This window comes from Paenibacillus sp. UNC496MF (assembly GCF_900113915.1).
In the GTDB taxonomy this organism is placed as follows: Bacteria; Bacillota; Bacilli; order Paenibacillales; family Paenibacillaceae; genus Paenibacillus_Z; species Paenibacillus_Z artemisiicola.
This window is the reverse complement of record NZ_FORE01000006.1, coordinates 150,611-176,179: the sequence shown is the minus strand read 5'-3', so window position 1 is coordinate 176,179 and position 25,569 is coordinate 150,611. Positions and strand designations below refer to the sequence as shown.

Below are 25,569 nucleotides of genomic sequence, written 5' to 3'. Positions count from 1 at the left end.
CTTTTTCGCGGGATCTGGCGGCACTGAACGCGGATCAATCCGCTCACGGACCAAGGAGGGAACGCGAAGATGAATTATGAAATCGTCCATGCGCACGAATGGCTGTATCCCGACAGCGAGGCGCGGGAAGACGGGGCGAAGGCGATCGAGCTGGCCGCCGCCCGGGGCGGCCATGCCGGCTGCCAGCTGCTGCTGAACGGCGCCGTGCCGGGAGCGCCGCTGCGGGCGGCGTTTCGCGGCCGCCCGCGCGCCGAAGGCGGACGCGGCGAGCCGGAGGCCGAGCTCTATCGGCTGCGCGATATTCTCGTCGAGCGGAATACGGGGCCGGTCGGCTTCTGCCTGCAGCCGGGCGAATCGGCGGCGGGCTACGCGACCCGGGCGGCGCCGTTCCGGCTGTTCGAGGCGCTGCGGCCGCTGACGGCCGATGCCGTCGCCGAGGCGCCGACGGAGGCGCTGTACGTCTGCTGGGCGATTCCGGCGGACTCGGAGCCCGGCGCATACGTCGGCGGGCTGACCGTCGAGGCCGGGAGCGAGGCGGTCCGGATTCCGGTGCGGATCGACGTCTGCGCCGCCGCCGTGCCGGCGCGGGAGACGCTCGCGGTCACGAACTGGTTCAGCCTCGCGAATATGGCGAGCCGGTACGGGCTGGAGGCCTGGTCCGAGCTGCATTGGGCCATGATCCGGAAGTACGGGCTGCTGATGCGCCGGGCGCGGCAGACGCATTTTTGGGTGCCGCTCGAGGCGGTGGCCGTCGAGCTCGCGGGCGAGCACCGGTACCGGTTCGACTTCGCCCGGGCCGAGCGGCTCATCCGGCTCTATCTCGGCCTCGGCTTCACCGGCATCGAAGGCGGCCTGCTCGCCGGCAGGAAGGACTTCCGGGACGCGGAATTCCACGTCTGGAACACGTGGAACGGCGGCGAGGCCTTGCGCGCGGTCGCCGCGGAAGGGTACGCGTTTCTGGCGCAGTATTTGACGGCTTGGCGGGCGTTCCTGGAGGAGAACGGCTGGCTGCCGCTTCTCGTCCAGCACGTCGCCGACGAGCCGACTGAGAACAGCAAGCACGAGTACCGGATGCTGTCCGCGATCGTGCGCAAATTTCTGCCCGGCGTGCCGCTGCTCGAGGCGGTGGAGACGCATGACCTCGGCGGGGCCGTCGACATCTGGATCCCGAAGAACGTCTACTACGAGGAGCACCGCGCCGCGTTCGAGGAGATCCGGTCGCTCGGGGACCGGCTGTGGTTCTATACCTGCTGCTATCCGGGCGGCGCCTACCTGAACCGGCTGTGGGACATGCCTTTGCTGCGGACCCGGTATTTGCATTGGGCCAATTATCTATACGGGCTCGACGGTTTCCTGCATTGGGGTCTCAACCATTGCGACGCGGACAAGGACCCGTACGAGCAGACCGGCCTGCTCTTCCCGCCGGGCGACACGCATCTCGTCTATCCCGGCGCGGACGGGCCGCTCGGCAGCATGCGGCTCGAGGCGATGCGGGCGGGCCTCGAGGATTACGAGCTGCTGCGCCTGCTCGCCGCCAAGGACAAGGCCGCGGCGGACGCGATCGTCGCGGACTGCCTGTCGAGCTTCCATGAAATGAACGAGGACGCGGACCATTTCGCCGCCGCGCACCGCCGGCTGCTCGCGGCCGCGTCCGAGGCGTGCATGACGGAAGGAGGGGAAACGCCATGACCGCGAACGACCCGGCATTCGAATGGCGCTGCTTGTCCCCGCTTGCGAAGGTGTTCCCGGGCGAGGAGCCGGCGGCCGCCCGGGAAGAGGGCTCGGCGCTGATCGGCGAGCACGTCTCGTTTCAGGTGGCGTACCGGTCCGCGGCGCTGCTTCGGCGCATCCGGGTCGACGTCGAGACGGCGCTCCCGGGCACCGTCTCCGTCCGCGCCGTCGGGCTCGTGCCGTCGGAGCTGCCGAATTACGCCGACCACGACGGTTACGTGCTGCGGACGGCGCCGGGGCTGTATCCCGACCCGCTGTACCCGCTCGGGGCGGACGGGGTGCACGCACCGCCCGGGCAATGGCGGGCCGTCTGGGTTACGGTCCGGCCGGAAGGCGCCGGCGCGGCCGGCGTTCATCCGATCCGGGTCCGGTTCGCGGACGAGGCGGGCCTTCCGCTCGGCGAAGCCTGCTTCCGGCTCGCCGTCCATGGGGCGGAGCTGCCGGAGCAGGAGCTGCTGCACACGGAATGGTTTTACGCGGATTGCCTGGCGACGCAGTACAAGACGGCGATGTTCTCGGAGGCGCACTGGGCGCTGATCGAAGCCTACGCGCGGTTCTACGCCGACCACGGGATGAACATGATCTTGACCCCGCTGTTCTCGCCCCCGCTCGAGCTCGATCCCGGCCGGGAGCGCCCGACCGTGCAGCTGGTCGGCGTGCGGCGGGACGGGGAGCGGTACGCGTTCGATTTCGCCCGCTTGGCGCGCTGGGTGGACGTCTGCCGGCGCGCGGGCATCGCGCACTTCGAGTTCGCGCATCTGTTCACGCAGTGGGGCGCGAAGCATGCCCCGAAGATCATGGCCGGCACGGAAGAAGGCGAAGAGCGGATCTTCGGCTGGGAGAGCGACGCGGACGGGGCGGCGTACCGGGCGTTCCTCGCGCAGTTCGTGCCCGAGCTGCTGGCGTTCGTCCGCGGGCAGGGACTGGAGGAGCGCGTCTGGTTCCACGTCTCGGACGAGCCGTGGATCGGGGACATGCCGCATTACGAGCGGGCGAGCAAGCTGCTGCGGTCGCTGATCGGGGACTATCCCGTGCTCGACGCGCTCTCGGACTACCGGTTCTACGCCGAAGGACTGCTCTCGCATCCCGTCGTCTCCACGGAGCATATCGATGTCTTCCTCGAGCGCGGGGCCGATAATCTGTGGGCGTATTACTGCTGCTGCGAGTACAAGCACGGCGAGTCGAACCGGTTCATGGCGATGCCGTCCGAACGGACGCGGATCATCGGGGCGCAGCTGTACAAGTTCGGGCTGCAGGGCTTCCTCCATTGGGGCTTCAACCACTGGTATTCGCAGCGGTCGCGCAAGGCGATCGATCCGTACGCGTGCACGGACGCGGACCTCGGCTTTCCGTCGGGGGACGCGTTCCTGGTCTATCCGGGCGCGGACGGTCCGGTCGGCTCCGTCCGCCTCGAGCTGCTGCGGAGCGCGATGCAGGACGCGCGGGCGCTTCGGCTGCTGGAGCGCCTGTCCGGCCGGGAGGCGGCGATCCGCTGCCTGGAGGAAGACGCGGAGGAGCCGCTCACGTTCCGGCAGTACCCGCGGGACCCGGCTTGGCTGCTCGGGATGCGGGAGCGGGTGAACCGGCGGATCGCGGAAGCGGCGGCCGGGGGCTGCATCCGATGAGCGAAGCCTTCGGGTAAAGCCGGAGGCCGAGCGCCCGACAGCCGCGGGCGCATCGCAAGAGCACGATGGATAGACGGCTTAACGGCCAAACAGCCCTCCCGGGCCAAACCGAGATCGGTTTGGCGGGGAGGGCTGTTCGGCGTGCCGCGGAATCGCCGGACGCGGGAGGGCTTGCGGCCGCCGGCCGGATCAGCCCTGCTCTTCCGCTTCCAGCCGCTGCAGCTCCGCGAAGTTGTTCTCGACCTGGCTCGCATAGTCGAAGGCGGCCTCGTCGGCGCGCGGTCCGCGCACGAAGAGCTCCAGGCCGACGAAGTCGCCGGCGCGCACCGGGAGGAAGAGCAGCGTTTGCGGAATCGGGCGGCCGTTCAGGCGGACGATGACCTCGACGTTGCCGGCGATGACGACGCCGTCCACGGCGATGATGCGGCCGTTATTGGCGAAGCGGACGATGCGGGTGCTCGCCAGCGCCTGGCCGACGTTCATGCCGGGGAAGTGCCGCACGTTGTAGGCGCTGGTCAGCCACGGGAAGAATCCGCCGCCGTTCACGAAGACGCGGACGAAGCCGAACGCCGGCGGCGGGAACGGCCCCGGGCCGGGAATCGGAATGGGAATGGGAATCGGAAGCGGAAGCGGGAACGGCCCTGGGCCGGGGAAAGGCGGCGGAGGCGGGAAGCCGGGACCGCCGGGGAATCCAGGGCCGCCGGGGCCGCCGGGAAATCCAGGGCCGCCGGGGCCGCCGGGGAATCCAGGGCCGCCGGGGCCGCCGGGGAATCCAGGGCCGCCGGGGCCGCCGGGGAATCCAGGGCCGCCGGGACCGCCGGGGAATCCAGGACCGCCGGGACCGCCGGGGAATCCAGGGCCGCCGGGACCGCCGGGGAATCCAGGGCCGCCGGGGCCGCCGGGCATGCCGGGGAATCCCGGACCGCCAGGGCCGCCGGGGAATCCCGGACCGCCGGGACCGCCGGGGAATCCAGGGCCGCCAGGGCCGCCGGGCATGCCGGGGAATCCCGGACCGCCAGGGCCGCCGGGGAATCCGGGACCGCCGGGCATGCCGGGAATCCCCGGGCCGCCGGGCAGCGGGGTCATGCCGCGCGGGCCGCCGCAGCCGCAGCCCCTGTTCCGTACGGGATAGCCCTCGGGCGCGCCGGGAACAAACGTATAGTTGTACATGAGTCGGTCTCCTTTTCGCACGCAAGGATGGGTGAATATCTCGGTTCAGTTTATGCGGCAGGAGCCTATCCCGTGTCGGTTTTCGCCAAGCCCGACTATCTCCGTCCCCGCCGGTATACATATAGAAGGACGAAAGGCGGGATGAAGCGTGGGGAGTTACATCGAAACGGAAGCGAACGTCAAGCTGTACGTCGAAGACGTCGGGCAAGGAAGGCCGGTCGTCTTTCTCCATGGGTGGCCGCTGAACGGCAAAATGTGGGAGTACCAGTGGAACGTCGTGCCGAAGCACGGCTACCGCTGCGTCCGCATCGACCTGCGGGGCTTCGGCCGTTCCGACGCGCCGCTCGGCGGTTATTCGTATAACCGGCTGGCCGACGACGTCCGCGTCGTGGCGGAGGCGCTCGGCCTGCAGGATGCCACGCTCGTCGGCTTCTCCATGGGCGGCGCGGTCGCCATCCGCTACATCGCCCGGCATGCCGCGCGGCGCATGCGCGGGCTCGTGCTGGCGGCCGCGGCGGCGCCGCTCGCGACCAAGCATCCGGGCTTTCCGGTCGGCCGCCCCAAAGCCTATTACGACGCCATCATCCGGGGATTGGAAGCCGACCGTCCGAAGACGACGGCCGATTTCAACGCCGGCGTCTTCCATAAGCCCGTCAGCGGTCCGTTCCGGGCCTGGTTCGACGGGCTTGGCCTCGAGGCGTCCGCCTACGGCGCCATCCGGGGGATGCAGGCGGTGCGGGACGAGGATCTGCGCGGCGACCTGCCGCTGATCCGCGTGCCGACGACGATTCTGCACGGCAAATACGACGGCATCGTGCCGTTCAAGTACGCCGAGCTGCAGCGGCAGGGCATCCCGGACGCCGAGCTGGTGCCCTTCGAGGAGAGCGGTCATGGACTGTTCTACGAAGAGCGGGAGAAGTTCGACCGGGAGCTGCTGAAGGCGCTGCAGGCGCAGACGCCGCCGGCTCGCCGGTACCGGTAGCTTAAGGCGGCGCGCAAAAAGGCGGCGGAACCTTGAACCGCACCTCCCGTTGCTAGATGGCGTCTGCCAATCGAGAGGCGGTTCAATCTTGTTCGGCTGCCTTTTTTTGCTGCGCGCGCCGATGCACGCGCATTGCGTTTCGCGCTCAATCGCGCCGGTAGATCAACCCCCGCAGCGTCTTCGCATCCTGCTCGGAAATCTCCCAGCCCTGCGAGCTATGCTCGGAGTCGACGAGCAGCCCCTTCCAGCCGTCCCCGTCTTCGATGTTGAGCACGTAATCTTTCCGCGAGCCATTCTCGAAGTAAAGCCGCATTCGGAATAACGCCCCGTAATCGAGCGCGCCGGCCATTTTCTTCGCATCGCCCAAAACCTGCACGAACGTGCGGATCTCGCCCTCGTCCGAGATCATCCTTGACTGAAACGGCGGCTTATCCATCCGTTGGCACAGCTCCGCGCAGGTCAGTTCGATCTTCGTCACGGCGCTGCCGGGCAGGCTCGCCTTGAACCGTTCGGCGCCGGACGAGCAGGCCGACGCCGCGAGCACGAGCAGCAGCACCGGAAGCAGCAGGTACCGTTCGCGTTTTCGCATAAAGACTCCCCCATTCTTTTTCCGGCTTGCGTCTTCTTAGACGGCGGCAAGCGCGAGAAGGTTCCGTGACGATTTCCGCGATTTCCCGTTGGTTCCTTTTGGCGGGAGATACATCGAAGAGGAGGCCCTCGGACGAGCCCTGCCGTTCCGGCGCCCGAAAGAATCCCCTTGACGATTTCGGTTATAATGTACCTATTTGGCAGCATAAGGGGGAAGCGGCATGTCGCATTACTGCAAGGTGCTGATCGTCGACGACGAGGCGCTGATCCGGCAGGGCATCAAGCATTATATGAATTGGGAGCAGGAAGGCTTCCGGATCGTCGGCGAGGCGGCGAACGGGAAGGAGGCGCTGGCGCTCGTCGAGGAGCTGCGGCCGCATATCGTGCTGACGGACCTCGTCATGCCCGTCATGGACGGGGAGGAACTGACGCGGCAGATCAAGCTGCGCCATCCGGAGATCGAGGTGATCGTCCTGAGCAGCTTCGGCGATTTCGATTCCGTGCGCGCGACGTTCCAGAGCGGCGTCCGCGATTATATTTTGAAACCGAAACTCGAAACCGGGCATATGCTGGAGGTCCTGAAGGCGGCCGCCGCGAAAATCCCGGAACTGCAAGTCGGCCGCGACGCGGAGCGGCGCGGTCCCTCGGTGGACGCGGCGCTCGAGCGGCTGCTGTCCGGCTACGGATCGGACGGCGCGCGGGACGAGCTGGCCGCGGCCTTCCCGCACGGCGCGTTCTGCCTGCTCGGCGCGGACGTGCGCGGCCGGCCGAACGCCAAGCGGCTGGCCGCCGCGATCCGGCAGCGCATCGAAGCGGAGCTCGGCAACCACGCGCAGGACAACCGGGTCGCGTACCGGGGGCTCGCGTCCGAGACGGCGGCGGCGCTCGTGCTCGTCAACCTCGACGAGCAGGCGCTCGGCCTGCTGCCGATCTGGGCGCGGGCGATGACGGGCGCGCCGGAGCTGGCCGAGGCCGGGTCGGCGCTGGTCGTCGGCGAGCCGTTCGCGGAGCTGACGCGCCTCGAGTCCGCCTACCGGGACGGCCTGCTCCGGCTGATGGACGCCGCGTTCTATCTCGGCGGGCGGAAGCTGCTGCTGCACAACGAGCTGCCGGAGCCGGCGCAAGCGCCGGAGCCGTTCAACCTGAACCGGTTCACCGACCTGTTCAAGCGGGAGCGCTTCGACGCGGCGTTCGACTACGTGCGCGCGTTCATGCGGGCGTACCGGGCGGATTACGCCACGGACGTCTTCGCGTTCAAGTCGTTCCTCAACAACCTGATGTTCAACGTCGCGGTGCTGCTCGGCAACATGGGGTACGACGCCCGGCCGCTCGAGAGCAAGAAGTACGACTATTTCAAGGCGATCGAGGAAGCCCGGAGCGCGGAAGCCGCATCGGAGCTGCTGGACGCGTACGTCGCGGAAGCGCGGGCGTGCATCGCCGCCAAGCACGAGCAGGCGGGCAACGCGAACATGAAGCGGCTGCTGGACTATATTCACGAGCATTACGCGGAGCCGCTCAACCTGACGGAGATGGCGAAGCATTTCCACTTCAATCCGTCCTACCTGTCCAGCTACTTCTCCGCGCATCATAACGAAGGGTTCGTCGATTACGTGCACCGCGTCCGGCTCGAGAAAGCCGAGGAGCTGCTGCGCGCCGGCGAAGCGTCGATCTCGGAGATCAGCGGCCTGGTCGGCTATTCCGACCACAGTTACTTCTGCAAGGTGTTCAAGAAGCACGCCGGCCTGTCGCCGAGCCGTTACCGGCAGCAAGCCCTGCATGAAAACGGAGCAAAGCCATGAGAAGCCTATTGGATCGCTTCAAATACAACGGGCTGTTCGTCAAGTTGTTCGTCATCATGGCGGCCGGCATCGTCGCGGCTTCGATCACGACGACGTGGACGACGATCAACATGTCGAGCCGCGTCTTCATGGACACGTTCAGCATCACGAACTCGAAGATCGTCGGCCAAATCCAGGGCAGCCTGGACTCGTTCAACTATTCCATCATCCTGACGGCGAACAAAATCGCACAAAGCGGCACGATCCGGCAGTTCCTCACCGAGGGCGAAGGCGACTCCCGGGCGATGTTCAACGCTTATTTCCAAATGGCGCAGCAAATGAACCGGTACCGCTCCAGCGTCGACGCGTACGACATCGGCATCACGGTCACCGGCGTCAACGGCCGGCGCTATTCCACGGACCGGTCGTACTGGCCCGTCGCGGACAGCGCCCTGCCCGGCCATCCCATCACGAAGCGCACGCTCGCCGAGCCGCGCAAGCTGCTCTATTCGTACGACGACGCCGCCGCGTCCGGCATTCAGGGGCTGACGCCGACGGTCATCGCGTCCAAGGCGCTCGTCGACCGGAGCGGCGACGTCTACGGCATGGTCTATTTCGCCGTGCGCGAGCCGTATTTCGCCGGCTTCTACGACGGCAACACGAGCGCGGGCAACGACGTCGCCGTGCTGGACAAGCAGGGCCGGATCGTGTCGTCCAACCGCGCCGACTGGATCGGCCGCGTGGCCCCGGACCTGCTCGCGAGCGCGGAGGCGATCGACAAGAAGGGGCTGCCTTACCTGAACGCCCGCGTCATGGGCAAGGACCAGCTGCTGCTCGCGAAGCAGCTCGGCGGCCTCGGCCTGTACATGGTCAACGTCATCGACAAGCGGCAGGTGCTCGGGCAGATGACCGACACGCCGCGGATCGCGCTTAGCGCGATGGCCATCGTGGCCGTGACCGTCCTGATCGTCTTCCTCGTCTCCCGCAACCTGACGAAATCCATGACCCGGCTCGTGAAGCAGATCTCGACGATCTCCAAGTACGAATTCGACCGCCACGTCAAGGTCGACGGGAGCTACGAGACGCGGCAGCTCGCCCTCGCGTTCAACGCGATGATCGACGAGCTGAACGATTACGTCGGCAAGCTCGTCGAGACGCAGAACCAGCGGCGGAACGCGGAGCTGGAGGCGCTGCAGCAGCAGATCAACCCGCATTTCCTGTACAACACGCTCGCCTCGGTGAAGTTCATGGTGCAGCAGGGCAGCAAGGAGAAGGCGGCGGAGACGATCCACGCGCTCATCTCGCTGCTGCAGAACGCGATCGGCAACGTCAGCGAGATGATCACGGTCCGGGAGGAGCTCGATAATCTGAAGAGCTACGTCCTGATCAATCAGGTGCGCTACGGCGAGCGCATCCGCGTCAGCTACTTCGTCGCGCCGGACTGCCTGGACTGCCGGATTCCGAAGCTGATGATCCAGCCGTTCATCGAGAACGCGTTCTTCCACGCCTTCAACGAGAAGCCGGAAGGGTACATCCACATCATGGTCGCGCAGGAGAACGCATCGCTCGTCTGCGAGGTGGTCGACAACGGCGACGGCATGAACCTGAGCGGCGCGATGCCGAAGCAGGTGAGCAAGCGCCAGCTGTTCAGCGGCATCGGCGTGCGCAACGTCAACGACCGCATCAAGCTGCTGTTCGGCGAAAGCTACGGGGTCGAAATCTCGAGCAAGCCCGGCGAAGGGACGCGGGTCCGCATACGAATTCCGCTGCTGCGGCATAATAATTTTACAACTTTCTAAAGATTGTCCAAGCTGACAGGTAACGCTTTCAATAACTCATAAGAATATGACAAGCCGTTGTAAAGATCGTCCTAACGAGCCCGAACGAGCGGGTGCTATCATGAAATTGTAAGTTGCGGAAACGCTTACAATATACAATCAATCGGAGGTCTTGCACGTGAAGAAATTGATTGGACTGCTCGCGATTTGCGCATTCGTCCTCTCGGCATGCTCGTCGAACGCGGGCAATAACGCGGGCACCGGCACGAACGCGGGCGGCACAGGCAACGCAGGGGAGTCGACCGGCAAAATCACGGTTTGGGCATGGGATCCCAACTTCAACATCAAAGCGATGAACCTCGCCAAAGAAGCGTACGCGGCGAAGGATTCGAGCCTGACGGTCGATATCATCGAGAACGCGCAGAACGATATCGTGCAGAAGCTGAACACCGGCATGAGCTCCGGCACCACGAAGGGCCTGCCGAACATCGTCCTGATCGAGGATTACCGCGCGCAGAGCTTCCTGCAGGCGTACCCGGACATGTTCTACGACCTCAGCGGCACGATCAAGCCGAGCGACTTCGCGGACTACAAGCTCGGCACGACCGCGGTCGACGGCAAGCAGTACGGATTGCCTTTCGATTCCGGCGTAGCGGGTCTGTACGTGCGGACGGACTACTTGAAGCAGGCGGGCTATACGATCGACGACCTGCAGGACATCACCTGGGACCAATACATCGAGATCGGCAAGAAAGTGAAGGCGGCCACGGGCAAAGACTGGATCTCCCTGGACCCGAACGATCTCGGCATCATCCGCATGATGATCCAATCCGCGGGCTCGTGGTACCTGGACGCGGACGGCAAAACGCCGAACATCGCCAACAACGCGGCCATGAAGGAAGCGTTCGAGGATTACAAGAAGCTGATGGACGCGAACATCGTCAAGATTCACTCCGACTGGAGCCAACTCGTCGCGAACTATAACAAAGGCGACGTCGCGTCGGTGCCGACGGGCAACTGGTTCACGCCGTCGATCACGGCGGAAGCGTCGCAGTCCGGCAAGTGGGCGATCGCGCCGATGCCGAAGCTGGCGAACACGCCGAACTCGGTCCACGCGACCAACCTCGGCGGCAGCTCGTGGTACGTCCTGAACGTGCCGGGCAAGGAGAAAGCCGCGCAGTTCCTGAAAGACACGCTGGGCTCCGACGTGAACCTGTACCAGAAGCTCGTGACGGACGTCGGCGCCATCGGCACGTACAAGCCGGCGACGTCCGGCGAGGCGTACACCGCGGCCAACGAGTTCTTCGGCGGCCAGAAGATCGTCTCCGACTTCGCGAAGTGGACGACCGAAATCCCGAGCGTCAACTATGGCTTGCACACGTACGCCATCGAAGACATTCTCGTCGTCGAAATTCAAAACTACCTGAACGGCCAGAAGCTGGACGACGTGCTGAAGCAAGCGCAAAGCCAAGCCGACGCGCAGGTGAAATAAACGCCTCACGCCCGGGCCTTGGGACAGGGTTACGCGCGGCGCCGCCGAGTCGTTATCGGGCCGGTCCCGCGGACCTGCCCCAAGGTCTTTATTATGAAGCCGAGAAGAAAGGAGCTGGCGCTCCAATGAGCAAAACGAAAACAAGCCTGAACATCAAGGCGAGAACGAACGCGGTCGGCTGGTCGTTCATTGCGCTGGCGGTGCTGCTGATCTGCGCGTTTTACTTCTATCCGATGATCAAAGCGCTGAACCTGTCGTTCCAATCGGGAACGGGCACGAACCTTCACTACGTCGGAGGCCACAATTACACGCGGCTCTTCAAGGACCAGACGTTCCTGACCGCGCTCAAGAACACGTTCGTCTTCCTGATCGTGCAGGTGCCGATCATGATCGTGCTCGCCCTGTTCATCTCCGTGCTGCTGAACGACAGCAAGCTGAAGCTGAAAGGATTTTTCCGCACGGCCATCTTCCTGCCGGCCGTCACCTCGCTCGTCGCGTATTCGGTTATTTTCAAGTATCTGTTCGGCAACGACGGACTCATCAATACGGCGCTCCTGAAACTCCATCTCATCGGCGCGCCGATCCAATGGATCACCGACCCGTTCTGGGCCAAAATCACGATCATTATCGCCATTACGTGGCGCTGGACCGGCTATAACATGATTTTTTACCTGTCGGCCCTGCAAAACATCGACAATTCCATCTACGAAGCGGCGCGCATCGACGGCGCATCGGCCTTACGCCAATTCCGCCAGATCACGATTCCGCTCTTGAAACCGATCATCCTGTTCACGTCCATCACGTCGACGATCGGCACGCTGCAGCTGTTCGACGAGGTCATGAACATTACGAAGGGCGGACCGGGCAACGCGACCACGACGCTCTCCCAATATATTTACAACCTGTCGTTCAAGTACACGCCGGACTTCGGCTACGCGGCCACGGTCTCGTACGGCGTCGTCATCCTGATCGTGATCTTCTCCATCATCCAGTTCAAAGTGGCAGGTGACCGAAATGGCTAAACGAACCTTCACCTACGTATTCTTAAGCCTTGCGGCGATCATCTCGATCTTCCCGTTCCTGTGGATGATCGTCAGCGCGACGAACAAGTCGGTCGACGTCACCAAAGGCACGCTGCTGCCGGGCGCGAACCTGGGCGCCAACTTCAGCAAAATCGTCGATCAGATCGCGCTCGGGCCGGCCCTGCTCAATTCCGCCAAAATCTCGATCTCGACGACGGTGCTCGCGCTTCTGATCGCTTCGCTGGCGGGCTACGGCTTCGAAATTTTCCGCAGCCGCGCGAAGGACGTCGTCTTCAATATTTTGCTGCTGTCCATGATGATTCCGTTCGCGGCGCTCATGGTGCCGCTGTACCGCATGTTCGGCACGATCACGCGGGTGATTCCGGCGATCGGCATCGACACGATGTCGGCGGTCGTGCTGCCGACGGTCACGACGGCGTTCCTGATCTTCTTCTTCCGCCAGAGCACGAAGATGTTCCCGAAGGACATGCTCGAAGCGGGCCGGATCGACGGGCTGAACGAGCTCGGCGTCTTCTTCCGCATCTACGTGCCGACGATGCGCACGTCGTACGCGGCGGCCGCGATCATCACGTTCATGTCCAGCTGGAACAACTACCTGTGGCCGCTCGTCGTGCTGCAGTCGCCGGAGAAGCGGACGATTCCGCTGCTGATCTCCAATCTCGGCTCCAGCTACGCGCCGGATTACGGCGTGAACATGCTCGTCATTCTGATCGCGACGCTGCCGACCGCCATCGTGTTCTTCCTGATGCAGAAGCATTTCGTCGCCGGCATGACCGGATCGGTCAAATAAGCAACGCTGAAGGAAAGCAAGCTGAAGGAAAGCAAGCATACGCAAGGAGGATTCCGCAAGTGAAAGCAACGAATGCCGACATCCATTGGCTGAGCGACCCCGAAGTGTACCGGGTGAACCGGCTCGACGCCCAATCCGACCACCGGTATTACCGCACGATGGCGGAAGCCGAGCGCGGCGGGCCCATGGCCATGCGCCAATCGCTGAACGGGCGGTGGAAATTCAGCTGCGCGGCCGACCCGTCGGGCCGGGCGGAGCGCTTCTACGAGACGGATTACGACTGCGGCGCCTGGGACGACATCGACGTGCCGGGCCATATCCAGCTACAGGGCTACGGACGGCCGCAATACGTGAACACGATGTACCCGTGGGACGGGCTCGAGGACGTCCGGCCGCCGGCGATTCCGCGGCGCAATCCGGTCGGCAGCTACGTGAAGCGGTTCCGGCTGACGGAGGAGCTGCGTTCCGGGCCGGTTTATATTTCGTTCCAAGGCGTGGAGTCGGCGTTCTACGTCTGGCTCAACGGCCGCTTCGTCGGCTATGCTGAGGACAGCTTCACGCCGTCGGCGTTCGAGCTGACGCCGTACCTGCGGGACGGCGACAACAAGCTCGCCGTCGAGGTGTATCAGCGCAGCACGGGCGGCTGGCTCGAGGACCAGGATTTCTGGCGGTTCTCGGGCATTTTCCGCGAGGTGTACCTGTATACCGTGCCGGAGGCGCACGTCCGGGACCTGCAGGTGCGCGCGGAGCTTGGCGACGATTACGCGCACGGACGGCTGACGGTCGACCTCGAGCTGCTCGGACTCGCGGACAGCCCCGGCGAAGGCGGTCGCGCGGCGCTCACGCTGAAGGACGCGGACGGGAACGTCGTGGCCGAGGCGGAAAGCCGGTTCGCGGGCGGCCGGGCAACGCTCGCGGCGGACGCCGGGCGGGTCGAGACGTGGAGCGCGGAGACGCCGTATTTGTACCGGGTCTGCCTGTCGGTCTACGACGCGAGCGGCGAGCTGCGGGAAGCGATCGTGCAGCGGGCCGGCTTCCGCCGGTTCGAGCTGCGCGGCGGCGTCATGCGCTTGAACGGCAAGCGGATCGTCTTCAAGGGCGTGAACCGCCACGAGTTCAACGCCCGCCGCGGCCGGTCGGTCACGGAAGAAGACATGCTGTGGGACGTCAAGACGATCAAGCGCCACAATATGAACGCCGTCCGCACGTCGCATTATCCGAACCAGACGCGCTGGTACGAGCTGTGCGACGAATACGGCCTGTACGTCATCGACGAGATGAACCTGGAAACGCACGGCTCCTGGCAGAAGATGGGCGCCGTCGAGCCGTCCTGGAACATTCCGGGCGACAAGCCGGAATGGCGGGGCGCGGTGCTGGACCGGGCGCGGTCGATGCTGGAGCGGGACAAGAACCATCCGTCGATTCTGATCTGGTCCTGCGGCAACGAATCGTACGCCGGCCAGGTGATCCTGGACGCGTCGAATTACTTCCGCGAACGGGATCCGGGCCGGCTCGTCCACTACGAGGGCGTGTTCCACAACCGCGCCTACGACGCGACGAGCGACATGGAGAGCCGGATGTACGCGAAGCCGGCGGACATCGCCGCTTACCTGGAGACCGATCCGGCGAAGCCGTACATCAGCTGCGAATACATGCACGCGATGGGCAATTCGGTCGGCGGGATGCACAAGTACACGGAGCTCGAGGACCGTTATCCGAAGTATCAGGGCGGCTTCATCTGGGACTATATCGACCAATCCCTGATCGCGCGGGACCGGTACGGCCGCGAATATTTCGCCTACGGCGGCGATTTCGGCGACCGTCCGACGGACTACAGCTTCTGCGGCAACGGAATCGTGTTTGCCGACCGGCGCGAGACGCCGAAGCTGCAGGAGGTCAAGTTCCTGTACCAGAACGTCCGGCTCGCGCCGTCGCGCGAAGGCGTGCGGATCGCGAACGGGAACCTGTTCGCGAACACGGACCGTTGGGCGCTGTCGGTGCGGCTGTACCGCGACGGCATCGAGACGTTCCGGTGGACCGGCGAAGCGTCGGTCGCGCCGGACGAGGAAGCGTTCGTGCCCGTGCGGCTGCCGGACGAGGCGGCGGCCGCGCCGGGCGAGTACGCGATGCACGCGGCGCTCGTGCTGAAGGCGGACGAGGCGTGGGCAGAGGCCGGCCACGAGGTCGCCTTCGGCGAAGGCCGCTTCGAGGTCGCGGCGCCGGCGGATGACGCGGCGCTCGCGCCTGCCGCGGGAACGCTCCGCGTCGTCGAAGGCGACGTCAACATCGGCGTGCACGGCGACGGCTTCTCCGTCCTGTTCTCGAAGCAGGCCGGCTCGCTCGTCTCGCTGCGCTACGGCGCGCGGGAGCTGATCGAGGCGCCGCCGGTGCCGCTGTTCTGGCGGGCGGCGACGGACAACGACAAAGGGACCAACCTCGGCTTCGACGCCGGCCTGTGGTACGCGGCCAGCCTGGCGCGCCGGTGCACGGGGGTCTCGCTGGAGGCTTCCGCGTCCGGCGGGGAGGCGACGGCGGCGTTCGACTACGCCTTCGCGATCAGCGCGGAGCTGCGCGTCCGCGTCGCCTATACCGTCCGCGCGGACGGCCAAGTCCGCGTCCGGATGGACTACTCCGGCGCGGCCGGACTGCCGGACGTGCCGATCGTCGCGCTGTCCTTCAAGACGTCCGCCGATTACGGGCATACGGAATGGTACGCCCTCGGGCCGGAAGAGAATTACGCGGACCGCGCGTTCGGCGCGCGTCTCGGCCTGTTCTCGCGGAACGTGCGGGAGCTGCCGTCCCCGTACCTGGTGCCGCAGGAGTCCGGCAACCGGACCGGCGTCCGCCGGCTGCGCCTCACGGACGGCCGCGGGCAAGGGCTGCAGCTCGCCGCTTCGCCCGCCGCGCCGGTAGAATGCGCCGTCTCGCCGTATACGGCGTTCGAGCTGGAGCACGCCGCGCATCCGTACGAGCTCCCGGACGTCCACTACACCGTCGTCACCGTGGCGGGGCGCCAAATGGGCGTCGGCGGCGACGACAGCTGGGGCGCGCCGGTGCACGCGGAATACCGCATCCCGGCGGACCGGCCGCTCAGCTTCGCGTTCACGCTGTCGCCCGTCGACGGCGCGGCCGCGGCGCGCGGTTGATCGGCTAACGCGCTCGCAATCGCGAAAGGCCGGCATGGCGGCGATCCTTCGGGATCGCCCCGCGCCGGCCTTTTTCGCCGTGCCCGAACAAGAACAAGCCTATAGAAGAAAACCCCCGGCCGAGTGGCGCGGGGGTTGTTCGTATCGGAACCGATGCTTATTTCGCGGCGTCGTAACGCTTGCCGACTTCCGCCCAGTTCACGACGTTCCAGAACGCGCCGATGTAATCCGGGCGTTTGTTTTGGTATTTCAGGTAGTACGCGTGCTCCCAAACGTCCAGGCCGAGGAGCGGCGTGTCGCCTTCCATGATCGGGCTGTCTTGGTTCGGCAGGCTGTACACTTTCAGCTTGCCGTTGCTCAGCGCGAGCCATGCCCAGCCGCTGCCGAAGCGCGTCGTGGCCGCTTTCGCGAAGTCGGCTTTGAATTGCTCGAGGCCGCCCAGTTCGCTTTCGATCGCGTCGGCCAAAGCACCCGTAGGCGCGCCGCCCGCGTTCGGGCCGATCGTTTCCCAGAAGAGGGAGTGGTTCGCGTGGCCGCCGCCGTTGTTGCGGACAGCCGTGCGGATCGCTTCCGGCACGCTGTTCAGGTCGGCGATCAGGTCCTCGACGGATTTGCTTTGCAGCTCGGGAGCGGATTCCAGAGCGGCGTTGAGGTTCGTAACGTAAGTGTTATGATGACGGTCGTGGTGAATCATCATCGTCGTTTCGTCGATATGCGGTTCAAGAGCGTTGTTCGCGTAAGGTAAAGCCGGCAGTTGATGGGCCATTTCGAAAACCTCCTAATAGATATGTATTTTCCCTTCTCATTATCTCCGTTCCCGTCCAATAAATCAACATAAATGTTTGTAAAGTCGGTTTGTACATTCATCGGCGCCGGAACATCCTTTAGCATGAACATTTCCCCGTTTTTCCATACCGTCCTTCGGGGCGGACGAGCTTCGAGGCAAGACGACCTCCGCCGGAATATACATAACTACCAACGTGCAAAGGGGTGAGGCCGAATGAAGGTATCGGACGCGGGATTGCCCGGCGTGAAAGTCATCGAGCCCGGCGTGGTTCAAGACGCCCGCGGCTTCTTCATGGAGAGCTACAACCGCGAAGCCCTGCTGCGGCACGGGATCGCGGCGGCGTTCGTGCAGGATAACCATTCGCTGTCCGCGGTGCCGGGCACGCTGCGCGGCTTGCACTACCAGCTGGAACCGCGGGCCCAGACGAAGCTTGTCCGGGTGACCGCCGGCCGCGTCTTCGACGTCGTCGTGGACATTCGCCGCGGCTCGCCGGCGTTCGGGCGCTGGGAAGGGTTCGAGCTGTCGGCGGACAACAAGAAGCAGCTGCTCGTCCCGCAAGGCTTCGCGCACGGGTTCGTCACGCTCGAGCCGGATACGGAAGTGCTTTACAAAGTCGACGCGTATTACTCGCAGCCCCATGACCGCGGCATCGCCTGGGACGATCCGGAGCTCGGCATCGCCTGGCCGCTCGCGCCGGCCGTGCTGTCGGCCAAGGACGGGCGGCATCCTCCGCTCCGCGAAGCGGACATCAATTTTACCTACTCGAGGTGAGGACAGCGTGAAACTGTTGATTACGGGCGGAGCCGGCTTCATCGGCAGCAACTTCGTGCATTACATGCGCAAGGCGCATCCGTCTTATACGCTCCTGAACGTGGACGCGTTGACGTACGCAGGTAATATAACCAATTTGGACGGCATCGAATCGGATGCGCGCTACCGGTTCGTCCGGGCGGACATCCGGGACGCCGCCGCGCTCGAGCCGCTCTTCGCGGAAGGCGTGGACGCCGTCGTCCACTTCGCGGCGGAATCGCACGTCGACCGGAGCATTTTGCGGCCGGACGTGTTCGTGACGGCGAACGTCCTCGGCACGCAGACGCTGCTGGAGCTGGCGCGGACGCACCGGGTCGGCAAATTCGTGCAGGTCTCCACCGACGAGGTATACGGCACGCTGGGCGCGACCGGCCTGTTCTCGGAGACGACGCCGCTCGCCCCGAACAGCCCGTATTCCGCGAGCAAAGCGGCGGCCGATCTGCTCGTGCGGGCGTACCGCGAGACCTACGGCCTGGACGTGAACATCACGCGCTGCTCCAACAACTACGGGCCGTACCAGTTTCCGGAGAAGCTCATCCCGCTCATGATCGCGAAGGCGATGCGGGACGAACCGCTGCCGGTGTACGGCGACGGGCTGAACGTGCGCGACTGGCTCTACGTCGAGGACCACTGCAGCGCGATCGACCTCGTGCTGCACAAGGGCGCGCCGGGCGAGGCGTACAACGTCGGCGGCCGCAACGAACGGACGAATCTGGAGGTCGTGTCGACGATTCTGGAGGCGCTCGGCAAGCCGGCTTCCTTGATCGCGCACGTGCCGGACCGGCTGGGACACGACCGCCGGTACGCGATCGACGCGGACAAAATCCGCGACACCCTCGGCTGGTCGCCGCAGTACCCGTACGAGCGGGGCATCCGCGCCACGATTCAATGGTACGTCGACCATCCGGCCTGGATGGCCGATATCGCCTCCGGCGCGTACCGGCGCAAGAACGAAGGACATTAAGCGAAGGCAAGGAGCGGGATGGACATGACAACGAGAGCGATGCGCATCATCGTCACGGGAGCGAACGGACAGCTGGGCCAAGAGCTGCTGCGGCTGCCGAATGTGGAACGGCAGGGCGTCAGCCTGCTCGGCTTCGGCCGCGGCGGGCTGGACGTGACGAGCCTGCAGAGCTGCCGCGAAATCGTCAAGCGGTACCAGGCGGACGCCGTCATCCACTGCGCGGCGTACACGGCCGTCGACAAGGCGGAGTCGGAGCCGGACGAAGCGTTCCGCATCAACGCGGAGGGGACGCGCAACATCGCGCTCGCCGCGAAGGAGTTCGGCGCCAAGCTGGTCTATGTCAGCACCGATTACGTGTTCGACGGGACGGCTTCGGAGCCGTACAAGGAAGGCGACGCGACGAAGCCCCGCACCGCGTACGGCCGGACGAAGCTCGCCGGGGAACGAGAGGTGCAGGCCGTCGGCGGGCGCGCGTTCATCGTCCGGACTTCGTGGGTCTACGGCAAATACGGCCGCAATTTCGTCGAGACGATCCGCGGCCTGGCGAAGACGCAGGACGAAATCCGGGTCGTGAACGACCAGTTCGGCTCGCCGACCTATACGCGCGACCTGGCGGAATTTCTGATCCGGCTCGCGCAGACGGACCGGTACGGCCTGTATCATGCGAGCGGCAGCGGCGTCTGCTCGTGGTACCAGTTCGCGCGGGCGATTCTGGAGGATGCCGGCGTCCGGGACGTCAAGCTCGTGCCGTGCGCGACGGCGGACCATCCGCGGCCCGCGCCGCGGCCGGCGTATTCCGCGATGGAGCACGGCGAGATCAAGCGGCAGGGGTTCGAGGATCTGCGGCATTGGCGCGAGGCGCTGTCCGCATACATGCGCGACTGACGCGGTTGCGCGCCGGCGGCGGCGGGTCGTCCGCTCCCGCGGAGAAGAACGGCTGCACGGAAAAGCGCCTATTAATGTAAGCGCTTCAAAAACCTGTCCGCCCGTCCCTGGGCGGATTTTTCTTTGCTTCGCGGCGCCGCGTATCGCCTGGTTCGCGATTATCCTGATCGACGGTTGCTGCGACGCCGTTCCCCAAACCCGCCGATGCCTCTGTTCCCCGCAAGCCGCCCGCAACGTCGGAGGGGGTTGCCATTTCGTCAATTGAGTAGTAAACTGACAGCGAGCCCGACGTAGAGAGGAGGAACGAAGTGAGCGGCAACACGTTAGGTTCCCTGATTTGGCTCCGCATGGTCCGGTTCTCGAACCGCAGCCATCAGATGACGAACGAATTTTTGAAGCGATTCGAGCTGACGACCGCCCAATTCGACGTGCTGGTGCAGGTTCACGCGTTCCAGCCGCTGAATCAGACGGAGCTGGCCCGCAAGGTGACGGTCACGCAGGGCGGCATATCCCGCATGCTCGACCGCCTGGAGAGGGACGGCTACATCGCGCGCCGCCAGGATTGGAAGATCAAGACGATCCGCCTGACGGACAAAGGCGAAGCGGTCGTCAAGCAGGCGCTGCCGGCCCAGATCGCGTTCCAGTCGTCGTTCTTCGACGAGGTGCTGACGCGGGAGGAGCAGCAAGCGCTGTACGGAATGATGACGCGGCTTCAGAAGCACGGCGAGCGCAAAGAGCTGCCGCCGGAAAAATAAAACGGCCGATCCGCAGAGACAATTTTTTTTGCCTTATCAATTGACTAGTCAAGTCATAAAAACATCATGATCCGCAAAGGAGCGTTCCATTTATGAAAAGCTATCGCATCGATCCAAGCAAAGGCATGGAAATCGGACTGTATTCGGTCGGGGATTATTTTCGAAATCCGCATACGGGGACGATGATCAGCCCGCAGCGGCGCATGCAGGAGTTCGTGGAGGCCGCGCAGCTGGCCGAGCAGGCCGGTCTCGACGTCTTCTCCGTCGGCGAGAGCCATCAGGAGCACTTCGTCACGCAGGCGCACACGGTCGTCCTGAGCGCGGTCGCCCAAGCGACCCGGCGCATCAAGATCGCCAGCTCGACGACGGTGCTGAGCGTGCTGGATCCCGTGCGCGCGTACGAGGACTTCGCGACGATCGACCTCCTCTCCGGCGGGCGCGCCGAGATCATCGCCGGCCGCGGCTCGCGCGTGGGCGCCTACGAGCTGCTCGGCGCCGACGTGCAGGATTACGAGGAGCTGTTCGAAGAGAAAATGGGCCTGCTGCTCAAGCTGAACGACGAGGAAACCGTAACCTGGAGCGGCAAATTCCGCGCGCCGCTGCGGCAGGCGAAGATCCTCCCCCGTCCGCTGAACGGCCGGCTTCCGATCTGGCGCGGCGTGGGCGGCTCGCCGGGCAGCGCGGTCAAGGCCGGCGCGGCCGGCGTCCCGATGACGATCGCGATGCTCGGCGGCCCGTCGGCCAACTTCAAGGACTCCGTCGACGCGTACCGCCGCGCGGCCGCGCAGAACGGCCACGATCCCGCGGAGCTGCCGGTCGGCATCACGAGCATGCTTTACGTGGCGGAGAATTCGCAGGACGCGGTCAAGGAGTTCCACCCGCACCTGAACATCGCGTTCCGGGCGCTGCGCGGCGGATCGTATCCGTTGGAAGCGGTGAGCCATGCGGCCGCCGACCCGGGAGAAGCGCTGATGGTCGGCAGCCCCGAGCTCGTGATCGAGAAAATCCTCCGCCAGCACGAGCTGTTCGGCCACCAGCGGCTGCTGGTTCAAACGGACGTCGGCGGCGTGCCGTTCGGGAAGCTCGCGAAGAACATCGAACTAATCGCCGCGCGCATCCTGCCGGCCGTGCGGAAATACACGCGGGCCGGAGGGGAGGCATGACCATGCGAATCGCGGTGCTGTCCGGAACCGTCGTGGGCGCCAATACGCGAACGGCGATGAACCGGGTGCTGCAGGAAGTGCGCGCCCTGCGCCCCGAGGCGGAAGTCGCGCTGATCGATCTCGCGGAGCACGATCTCGTCTACAGCGACGGACGTCCTTACCGGCATTACAAAGGCGACACGAGGAGGGTGCTCGAGGCCCTGATGGAAGCGGACGCGGTGCTGATCGGGACGCCGACCTTCCAGGCTTCGATCCCGGCGCCGCTTAAAAACGTCTTCGACCTGCTGCCGGCCGACGGCTTCCGGGACAAAACCGTCGGCATCGCGGTCACCGCCGGGACGCCGAAGCATTTTCTGATGGCCGAGCAGCAGCTGAAGCCGATCTTGGCTTACATGAAGGCGAACGTCGTGCCCGCGTATGTGTTTATCGAGGAGAAGGATTTCGACGGCGGGACGCTCGCGAACGAGGACGTCGGGCGGCGCATCCGCCGCTTGGCGGAAGATACCTTGGCGCTCGCGGACGCCTGGGGGAGCATCCGGCGGACGAGTTGACGGCGCCGGCGCGGAAGCCCGTCCGAGCGAGGAAGCGGACTCGGAAGGGAAGAGGGGAATGGCAAAAAGGGACAACGCCGGTTGTTCCTTTTTGCCGTTTCGCCGGGGCAAGGCTGGCGAAGAAGGGCGCAACGCCGGCGCAGCGGAGCTTGCCGCGCTGGCGGGCTGTTCCTTTGTTCCCAGCGAAAACGCAGACACCGGCATGAAAGCGCTTAATTTTAAGCGCTTTCAACAGGATTCGGGCGGATTTTCAACTTTTTTAAGGATTTTTAAAGGTTTTAGAAGGAATTCAAATGATTTTGTCGTATTATTAAATTTACCTAAAAAATTCGTTAGAGGCTGCACCCATACTGGACTTGAAGAGGAGCATGAAGTTATGGACGTTCGATCCTTCCAATTAGCCGACTATCAATCCGTTACCGAGCTGCTGGAGACCGTCTTGACGCCGGAATGTTACGAGCAAACCATGGAAGCCTTCGCCCGCCAGCTCTCGTGGGACAGCGAGCTGGTGCTGGTCGCCGCTGTCGGCAACGACGTCGCGGGCATCATGATCGGAACCATCGACAACGGCCGCGGGTTCTACTACCGCATCGCCGTTCATCCGAAGTACCAGCGCCAAGGCATCGGCAAACAGTTGATCGCGTCGCTTCGCCAGCGCTTCGTGCAGCGGGGCGTCTCGAAGATCATGATCACGGCCGACGAACACAACGAACCGATCCTCTCGCTTTACGAATCGCTCGGCTACGTGACGGCGGATTTCTTCCGTTCGTTCCAGAAGCTGAGCATCGTCGCAGGGTAACCTGCGGCTCGGGCCTCTTTATTTATACCGCGTACGACCGGACAAGCATATCTGCCGTCATTGCTTTTGGCGAACAGATATGCTTTTCTTGACTTATACGCTCGTTTTCGCGTCATAATTGGAAATAATAAGAATAACGATCTGCACGCCTGCAAGAAATTCAACCTGCGTAGGAGTATTGCTTATGACGACCTATCGGCCTTGTGTCATTAAGAGCTTTAAGAACAACGGGCATTTGCACCGGGTATGGCTGGAGAATTGGCTCGTGCCCGCGGAGGCGCTCGCGCCGGCGCACGCGGCGGAATCGATGCTCGTGTTCATCAACCGCCAAACCCCGATCCAGGAAGCGGACGGCAAGCAGTGGATCAGCCGGGTCCCGGCGGTGTCCTTCTTCATTCCGGGCGAGTGGTTCAACGTCGTGGGGCTGCTGGAGGATCAAGGCGTGCGGTATTACTGCAACGTGGCTTCGCCGCTTTTCTTCCAGAACGACGTGCTGACGTACATCGACTACGATCTCGACGTGATCGTGCCCCGCGGCGGCGGCAAGGCGCAGGTCGTGGACCAGGAAGAGTACGAGATGCACAAGATCGCCTATCATTATTCGGAGGAAGTCAACCGAAAAGTAATGGAGGGGCTCAAGGCGCTGCTGGACCGCGCGCAGAACGGCAGGGCGCCGTTCGACGACGCGCTTATCTTATCCTATTACGAGGCATGGCATAACCAGACGGGCGAGGTGTAGCTGAACGATGAGTACGGGGCCAGGCCCGGGAACCGGGTTCCCGAAGGAGCCGAAGCAGGCGCTGGGGCCGCGCAAGCACAGGAAGGCTTCCGCGAAGGCGCGGAAGCCGGCGTCCGAACCGGAGCGCGCGTCCGGAGCGAAGCGGCGCGGCGAGGGCGGGCGATCCGAGCTGTCCCCATGGGCGAAGGAGCTGTGGGAATGGGGACGGACGCTCGTCGTCGCCGTGGTCGTCGTGCTCGGCTTGCATTATTTCGTCTTCAGTCTTTCGACGGTGGAAGGCCGGTCGATGCAGCCGACGCTCTACGAGAAGGAATGGCTGTTCGTCAACAAGCTGAGCTACCGGACCGGCTCGCCGGGGCTCGGCGACGTCGTGATTCTAAAGGATCCGGCCCCGGAGTCGGAGCGGGAGGACTATCTCGTCAAGCGGATCGTCGGCATGCCGGGAGACCGGATCGAGATTCGCCAGGGCGAGCTGTACCGCAACGGGAAGCTCGTCGTAGAGCCGTACACGGACGTGCTGATCGAGGACGAAGACTTCGGTCCGGTGGACGTGCCGGTCGATCATTATTTCATCATGGGCGATAACCGCCACGCCAGCGCGAGCCGCGACAGCCGTTCGTTCCAGGCCGTGCCGCGGAGCGCCATTCTCGGCCGCGCGGACTTGATCCTGTGGCCGATCACGCAGTGGGCCGCCCTGTAGGGGAGCGGGGAAGGAGGTGCCGGGCTTGGAACGCGGCAGCATCGATTGGACGCAACTGAAGGAAGACATGAAGGCCGCCGCGCGGCAGCTCGGCATCGACAAAATCGGCGTCGCCTCGGCGGAGCCGTTCACGGAATTGCGGGAGCGGCTCGAACGGCACCGCGCGCTCGGTTACGAATCCGGGTTCGAGGAGCCCGACCTGGACAAGCGGACGGAGCCGTCGCTGCTGTTCGACGATCCGCGGTCGATCGTCGCGATCGCGATCGCGTATCCGTCCAAGCTGAAGAATCCGCCCAAATCCGAGCCCGGCGCGCGGCGCGGCCTGCTGTCCCGCTCCGCCTGGGGCGAGGATTACCATGCGGTGCTGCGCGAGCGGCTGCGGCGGCTGGAGGCATGGCTGCGGGAGCGCGTCCCGGAAGGGCGCTTCCTGAGCATGGTCGATACGGGCGCGCTCTCGGACCGCGCGGTCGCGGAGCGCGCCGGCATCGGCTGGAGCGGCAGCAACTGCGCGATCATTACGCCGGAGTGGGGCTCCTGGGTCTACCTCGGGGAAATGATCACGAACCTGCCGCTGCCGCCGGACGCGCCGGTGACCGAGAGCTGCGGCAGCTGCACGGCCTGCATCGACGCCTGCCCGACGGACGCGATCGTCGCGCCCGGGCAGCTGAACGCGCAGCGCTGCATCTCGTTCGTGACGCAGACGAAGGGGCTCGTCTCCGACGAGCTGATGCGCAAGATCGGCAACCGGCTGTACGGCTGCGACACGTGCCAGATCGTCTGCCCGGAGAACAAAGGCAAGCATGCCGATCATCATTCGGAGCTGGAACCGGATCACGAGAAGGTAAAGCCGCTGCTCGTGCCGCTCTTGACGATGGGCAACCGCGAGTTCAAAGAACGGTACGGTTCCAATGCGTCCGCCTGGCGGGGCCGCAAGCCGATCCAGCGCAACGCGGTCATCGCGCTCGGCAACTTCAAGGACGCGGCGTCGGTGCCCGCGCTCGCGGGCGTGCTGCGGGACGATCCGCGCTTCGAGCTGCGCGCGACGGCCGCCTGGTCGCTCGGCCGGATCGGCGGCGGGGCGGCCGCCGAAGCGCTCGCGCAGGCCTTCGGGAACGAGCGGGACGAGGCCGTGCGGGACGCGATCGGACAGGCGCTGGACGGCTTGCGCGAGACCGGCGGAGCAACCGCCGCGAACGCGCTTTCCGGCGTGCCGGAACGGGAATAATCATAGCGGAGGGACCATGCATTCTTTGTTTGCGAACGCATGGTCCCTCGTGCTATTATAAAGGGCAA

General features: G+C 64.8%; 22 protein-coding genes. 19 read left to right on the top strand and 3 right to left on the bottom strand.

Translation table 11 applies throughout. From position 1 onward, the window contains the following. The first annotated feature begins 69 nt into the window (after nucleotides 1–69). Both BMZ79_RS09410 and BMZ79_RS09405 read left to right on the top strand, forming a co-directional pair. A complete protein-coding gene (locus BMZ79_RS09410; RefSeq protein WP_090639078.1) occupies nucleotides 70–1,689 on the top strand; it encodes a DUF4091 domain-containing protein in 1,620 nt (539 codons plus the stop codon). Beyond that, nucleotides 1,686–3,356 carry a DUF4091 domain-containing protein gene (locus BMZ79_RS09405; protein ID WP_090639076.1) on the top strand — a complete coding sequence of 557 codons (1,671 nt, stop codon included), beginning with the start codon at nucleotides 1,686–1,688 and terminating at the stop codon, nucleotides 3,354–3,356. The genes BMZ79_RS09410 and BMZ79_RS09405 overlap by 4 nt, the downstream gene beginning before the upstream one ends. A gap of 189 nt (nucleotides 3,357–3,545) precedes the next feature. Here BMZ79_RS09405 and BMZ79_RS09400 read toward each other — a convergent pair whose 3' ends face one another. Continuing rightward, nucleotides 3,546–3,902 (bottom strand): hypothetical protein, encoded by a 357-nt coding sequence (locus tag BMZ79_RS09400; RefSeq protein ID WP_090639073.1) that lies wholly within the window; start codon nucleotides 3,900–3,902, stop codon nucleotides 3,546–3,548. Between the two features lie 772 nt (nucleotides 3,903–4,674). Here BMZ79_RS09400 and BMZ79_RS09390 point away from each other — a divergent pair. Continuing rightward, entirely contained in the window at nucleotides 4,675–5,508 is an 834-nt protein-coding gene (locus BMZ79_RS09390) for an alpha/beta fold hydrolase (protein WP_090639071.1), read from the top strand. 145 nt (nucleotides 5,509–5,653) lie between these two features. Here BMZ79_RS09390 and BMZ79_RS09385 read toward each other — a convergent pair whose 3' ends face one another. Next, a complete protein-coding gene (locus BMZ79_RS09385; protein ID WP_090639069.1) occupies nucleotides 5,654–6,097 on the bottom strand; it encodes a YhfM domain-containing protein in 444 nt (147 codons plus the stop codon). 220 nt (nucleotides 6,098–6,317) lie between these two features. Here BMZ79_RS09385 and BMZ79_RS09380 point away from each other — a divergent pair, with 220 nt between their 5' ends. From BMZ79_RS09380 to BMZ79_RS09355, 6 genes are all read left to right on the top strand, one after another. Then, entirely contained in the window at nucleotides 6,318–7,895 is a 1,578-nt protein-coding gene (locus tag BMZ79_RS09380) for a response regulator transcription factor (RefSeq protein WP_090639068.1), read from the top strand. Next, the gene (locus BMZ79_RS09375) at nucleotides 7,892–9,673 is read left to right on the top strand and encodes a cache domain-containing sensor histidine kinase (protein ID WP_090639065.1); all 1,782 of its coding nucleotides are present in this window, start codon (nucleotides 7,892–7,894) and stop codon (nucleotides 9,671–9,673) included. The genes BMZ79_RS09380 and BMZ79_RS09375 overlap by 4 nt, the downstream gene beginning before the upstream one ends. A gap of 157 nt (nucleotides 9,674–9,830) precedes the next feature. Then, nucleotides 9,831–11,144, top strand: a complete 1,314-nt coding sequence (locus BMZ79_RS09370; RefSeq protein WP_090639063.1) for an ABC transporter substrate-binding protein — start codon at nucleotides 9,831–9,833, stop codon at nucleotides 11,142–11,144. A 125-nt stretch (nucleotides 11,145–11,269) separates the two neighbouring features. Further along, nucleotides 11,270–12,166: a carbohydrate ABC transporter permease gene (locus tag BMZ79_RS09365; protein WP_090639061.1), complete on the top strand. Its 897-nt coding sequence runs from the start codon at nucleotides 11,270–11,272 to the stop codon at nucleotides 12,164–12,166. Continuing rightward, the gene (locus BMZ79_RS09360) at nucleotides 12,159–12,977 is read left to right on the top strand and encodes a carbohydrate ABC transporter permease (protein WP_090639058.1); all 819 of its coding nucleotides are present in this window, start codon (nucleotides 12,159–12,161) and stop codon (nucleotides 12,975–12,977) included. The genes BMZ79_RS09365 and BMZ79_RS09360 overlap by 8 nt, the downstream gene beginning before the upstream one ends. 59 nt (nucleotides 12,978–13,036) lie before the next feature. Continuing rightward, on the top strand, nucleotides 13,037–16,123 hold the full coding sequence (locus BMZ79_RS09355) for a beta-galactosidase, LacZ type (protein WP_256252629.1): 3,087 nt from the start codon (nucleotides 13,037–13,039) through the stop codon (nucleotides 16,121–16,123). A 157-nt stretch (nucleotides 16,124–16,280) separates the two neighbouring features. Here the strand turns inward: BMZ79_RS09355 and BMZ79_RS09350 are convergent, their stop codons facing one another. After that, complete coding sequence (locus tag BMZ79_RS09350) at nucleotides 16,281–16,889, bottom strand: superoxide dismutase (protein ID WP_090639056.1); 609 nt, start codon at nucleotides 16,887–16,889, stop codon at nucleotides 16,281–16,283. A 234-nt stretch (nucleotides 16,890–17,123) separates the two neighbouring features. Here BMZ79_RS09350 and rfbC point away from each other — a divergent pair, with 234 nt between their 5' ends. From rfbC to queG, 10 genes are all read left to right on the top strand, one after another. After that, a complete protein-coding gene (rfbC, locus tag BMZ79_RS09345) occupies nucleotides 17,124–17,681 on the top strand; it encodes a dTDP-4-dehydrorhamnose 3,5-epimerase (protein ID WP_090639054.1) in 558 nt (185 codons plus the stop codon). A 7-nt stretch (nucleotides 17,682–17,688) separates the two neighbouring features. Beyond that, a complete protein-coding gene (rfbB, locus tag BMZ79_RS09340; protein WP_090639052.1) occupies nucleotides 17,689–18,684 on the top strand; it encodes a dTDP-glucose 4,6-dehydratase in 996 nt (331 codons plus the stop codon). Between the two features lie 24 nt (nucleotides 18,685–18,708). After that, nucleotides 18,709–19,569 (top strand): dTDP-4-dehydrorhamnose reductase, encoded by an 861-nt coding sequence (gene rfbD / locus BMZ79_RS09335; RefSeq protein WP_256252628.1) that lies wholly within the window; start codon nucleotides 18,709–18,711, stop codon nucleotides 19,567–19,569. Between the two features lie 308 nt (nucleotides 19,570–19,877). Next, nucleotides 19,878–20,324: a MarR family winged helix-turn-helix transcriptional regulator gene (locus BMZ79_RS09330; protein WP_090639047.1), complete on the top strand. Its 447-nt coding sequence runs from the start codon at nucleotides 19,878–19,880 to the stop codon at nucleotides 20,322–20,324. A 92-nt stretch (nucleotides 20,325–20,416) separates the two neighbouring features. Then, nucleotides 20,417–21,487, top strand: coding sequence for an LLM class flavin-dependent oxidoreductase (locus BMZ79_RS09325; RefSeq protein ID WP_090639046.1), 1,071 nt, complete (start codon nucleotides 20,417–20,419; stop codon nucleotides 21,485–21,487). A 2-nt stretch (nucleotides 21,488–21,489) separates the two neighbouring features. Beyond that, nucleotides 21,490–22,038, top strand: coding sequence for an NADPH-dependent FMN reductase (locus tag BMZ79_RS09320; protein ID WP_090639044.1), 549 nt, complete (start codon nucleotides 21,490–21,492; stop codon nucleotides 22,036–22,038). Nucleotides 22,039–22,414: 376 nt separating this feature from the next. Further along, on the top strand, nucleotides 22,415–22,837 hold the full coding sequence (locus BMZ79_RS09315) for a GNAT family N-acetyltransferase (protein ID WP_090639042.1): 423 nt from the start codon (nucleotides 22,415–22,417) through the stop codon (nucleotides 22,835–22,837). Nucleotides 22,838–23,021: 184 nt separating this feature from the next. Further along, nucleotides 23,022–23,576, top strand: coding sequence for a DUF402 domain-containing protein (locus BMZ79_RS09310; protein ID WP_090639040.1), 555 nt, complete (start codon nucleotides 23,022–23,024; stop codon nucleotides 23,574–23,576). Between the two features lie 7 nt (nucleotides 23,577–23,583). After that, nucleotides 23,584–24,276, top strand: a complete 693-nt coding sequence (lepB, locus tag BMZ79_RS09305; protein ID WP_090639038.1) for a signal peptidase I — start codon at nucleotides 23,584–23,586, stop codon at nucleotides 24,274–24,276. A gap of 67 nt (nucleotides 24,277–24,343) precedes the next feature. After that, nucleotides 24,344–25,501 carry a tRNA epoxyqueuosine(34) reductase QueG gene (gene queG / locus BMZ79_RS09300; protein WP_090640115.1) on the top strand — a complete coding sequence of 386 codons (1,158 nt, stop codon included), beginning with the start codon at nucleotides 24,344–24,346 and terminating at the stop codon, nucleotides 25,499–25,501. The last annotated feature ends 68 nt before the right edge of the window (nucleotides 25,502–25,569 follow it).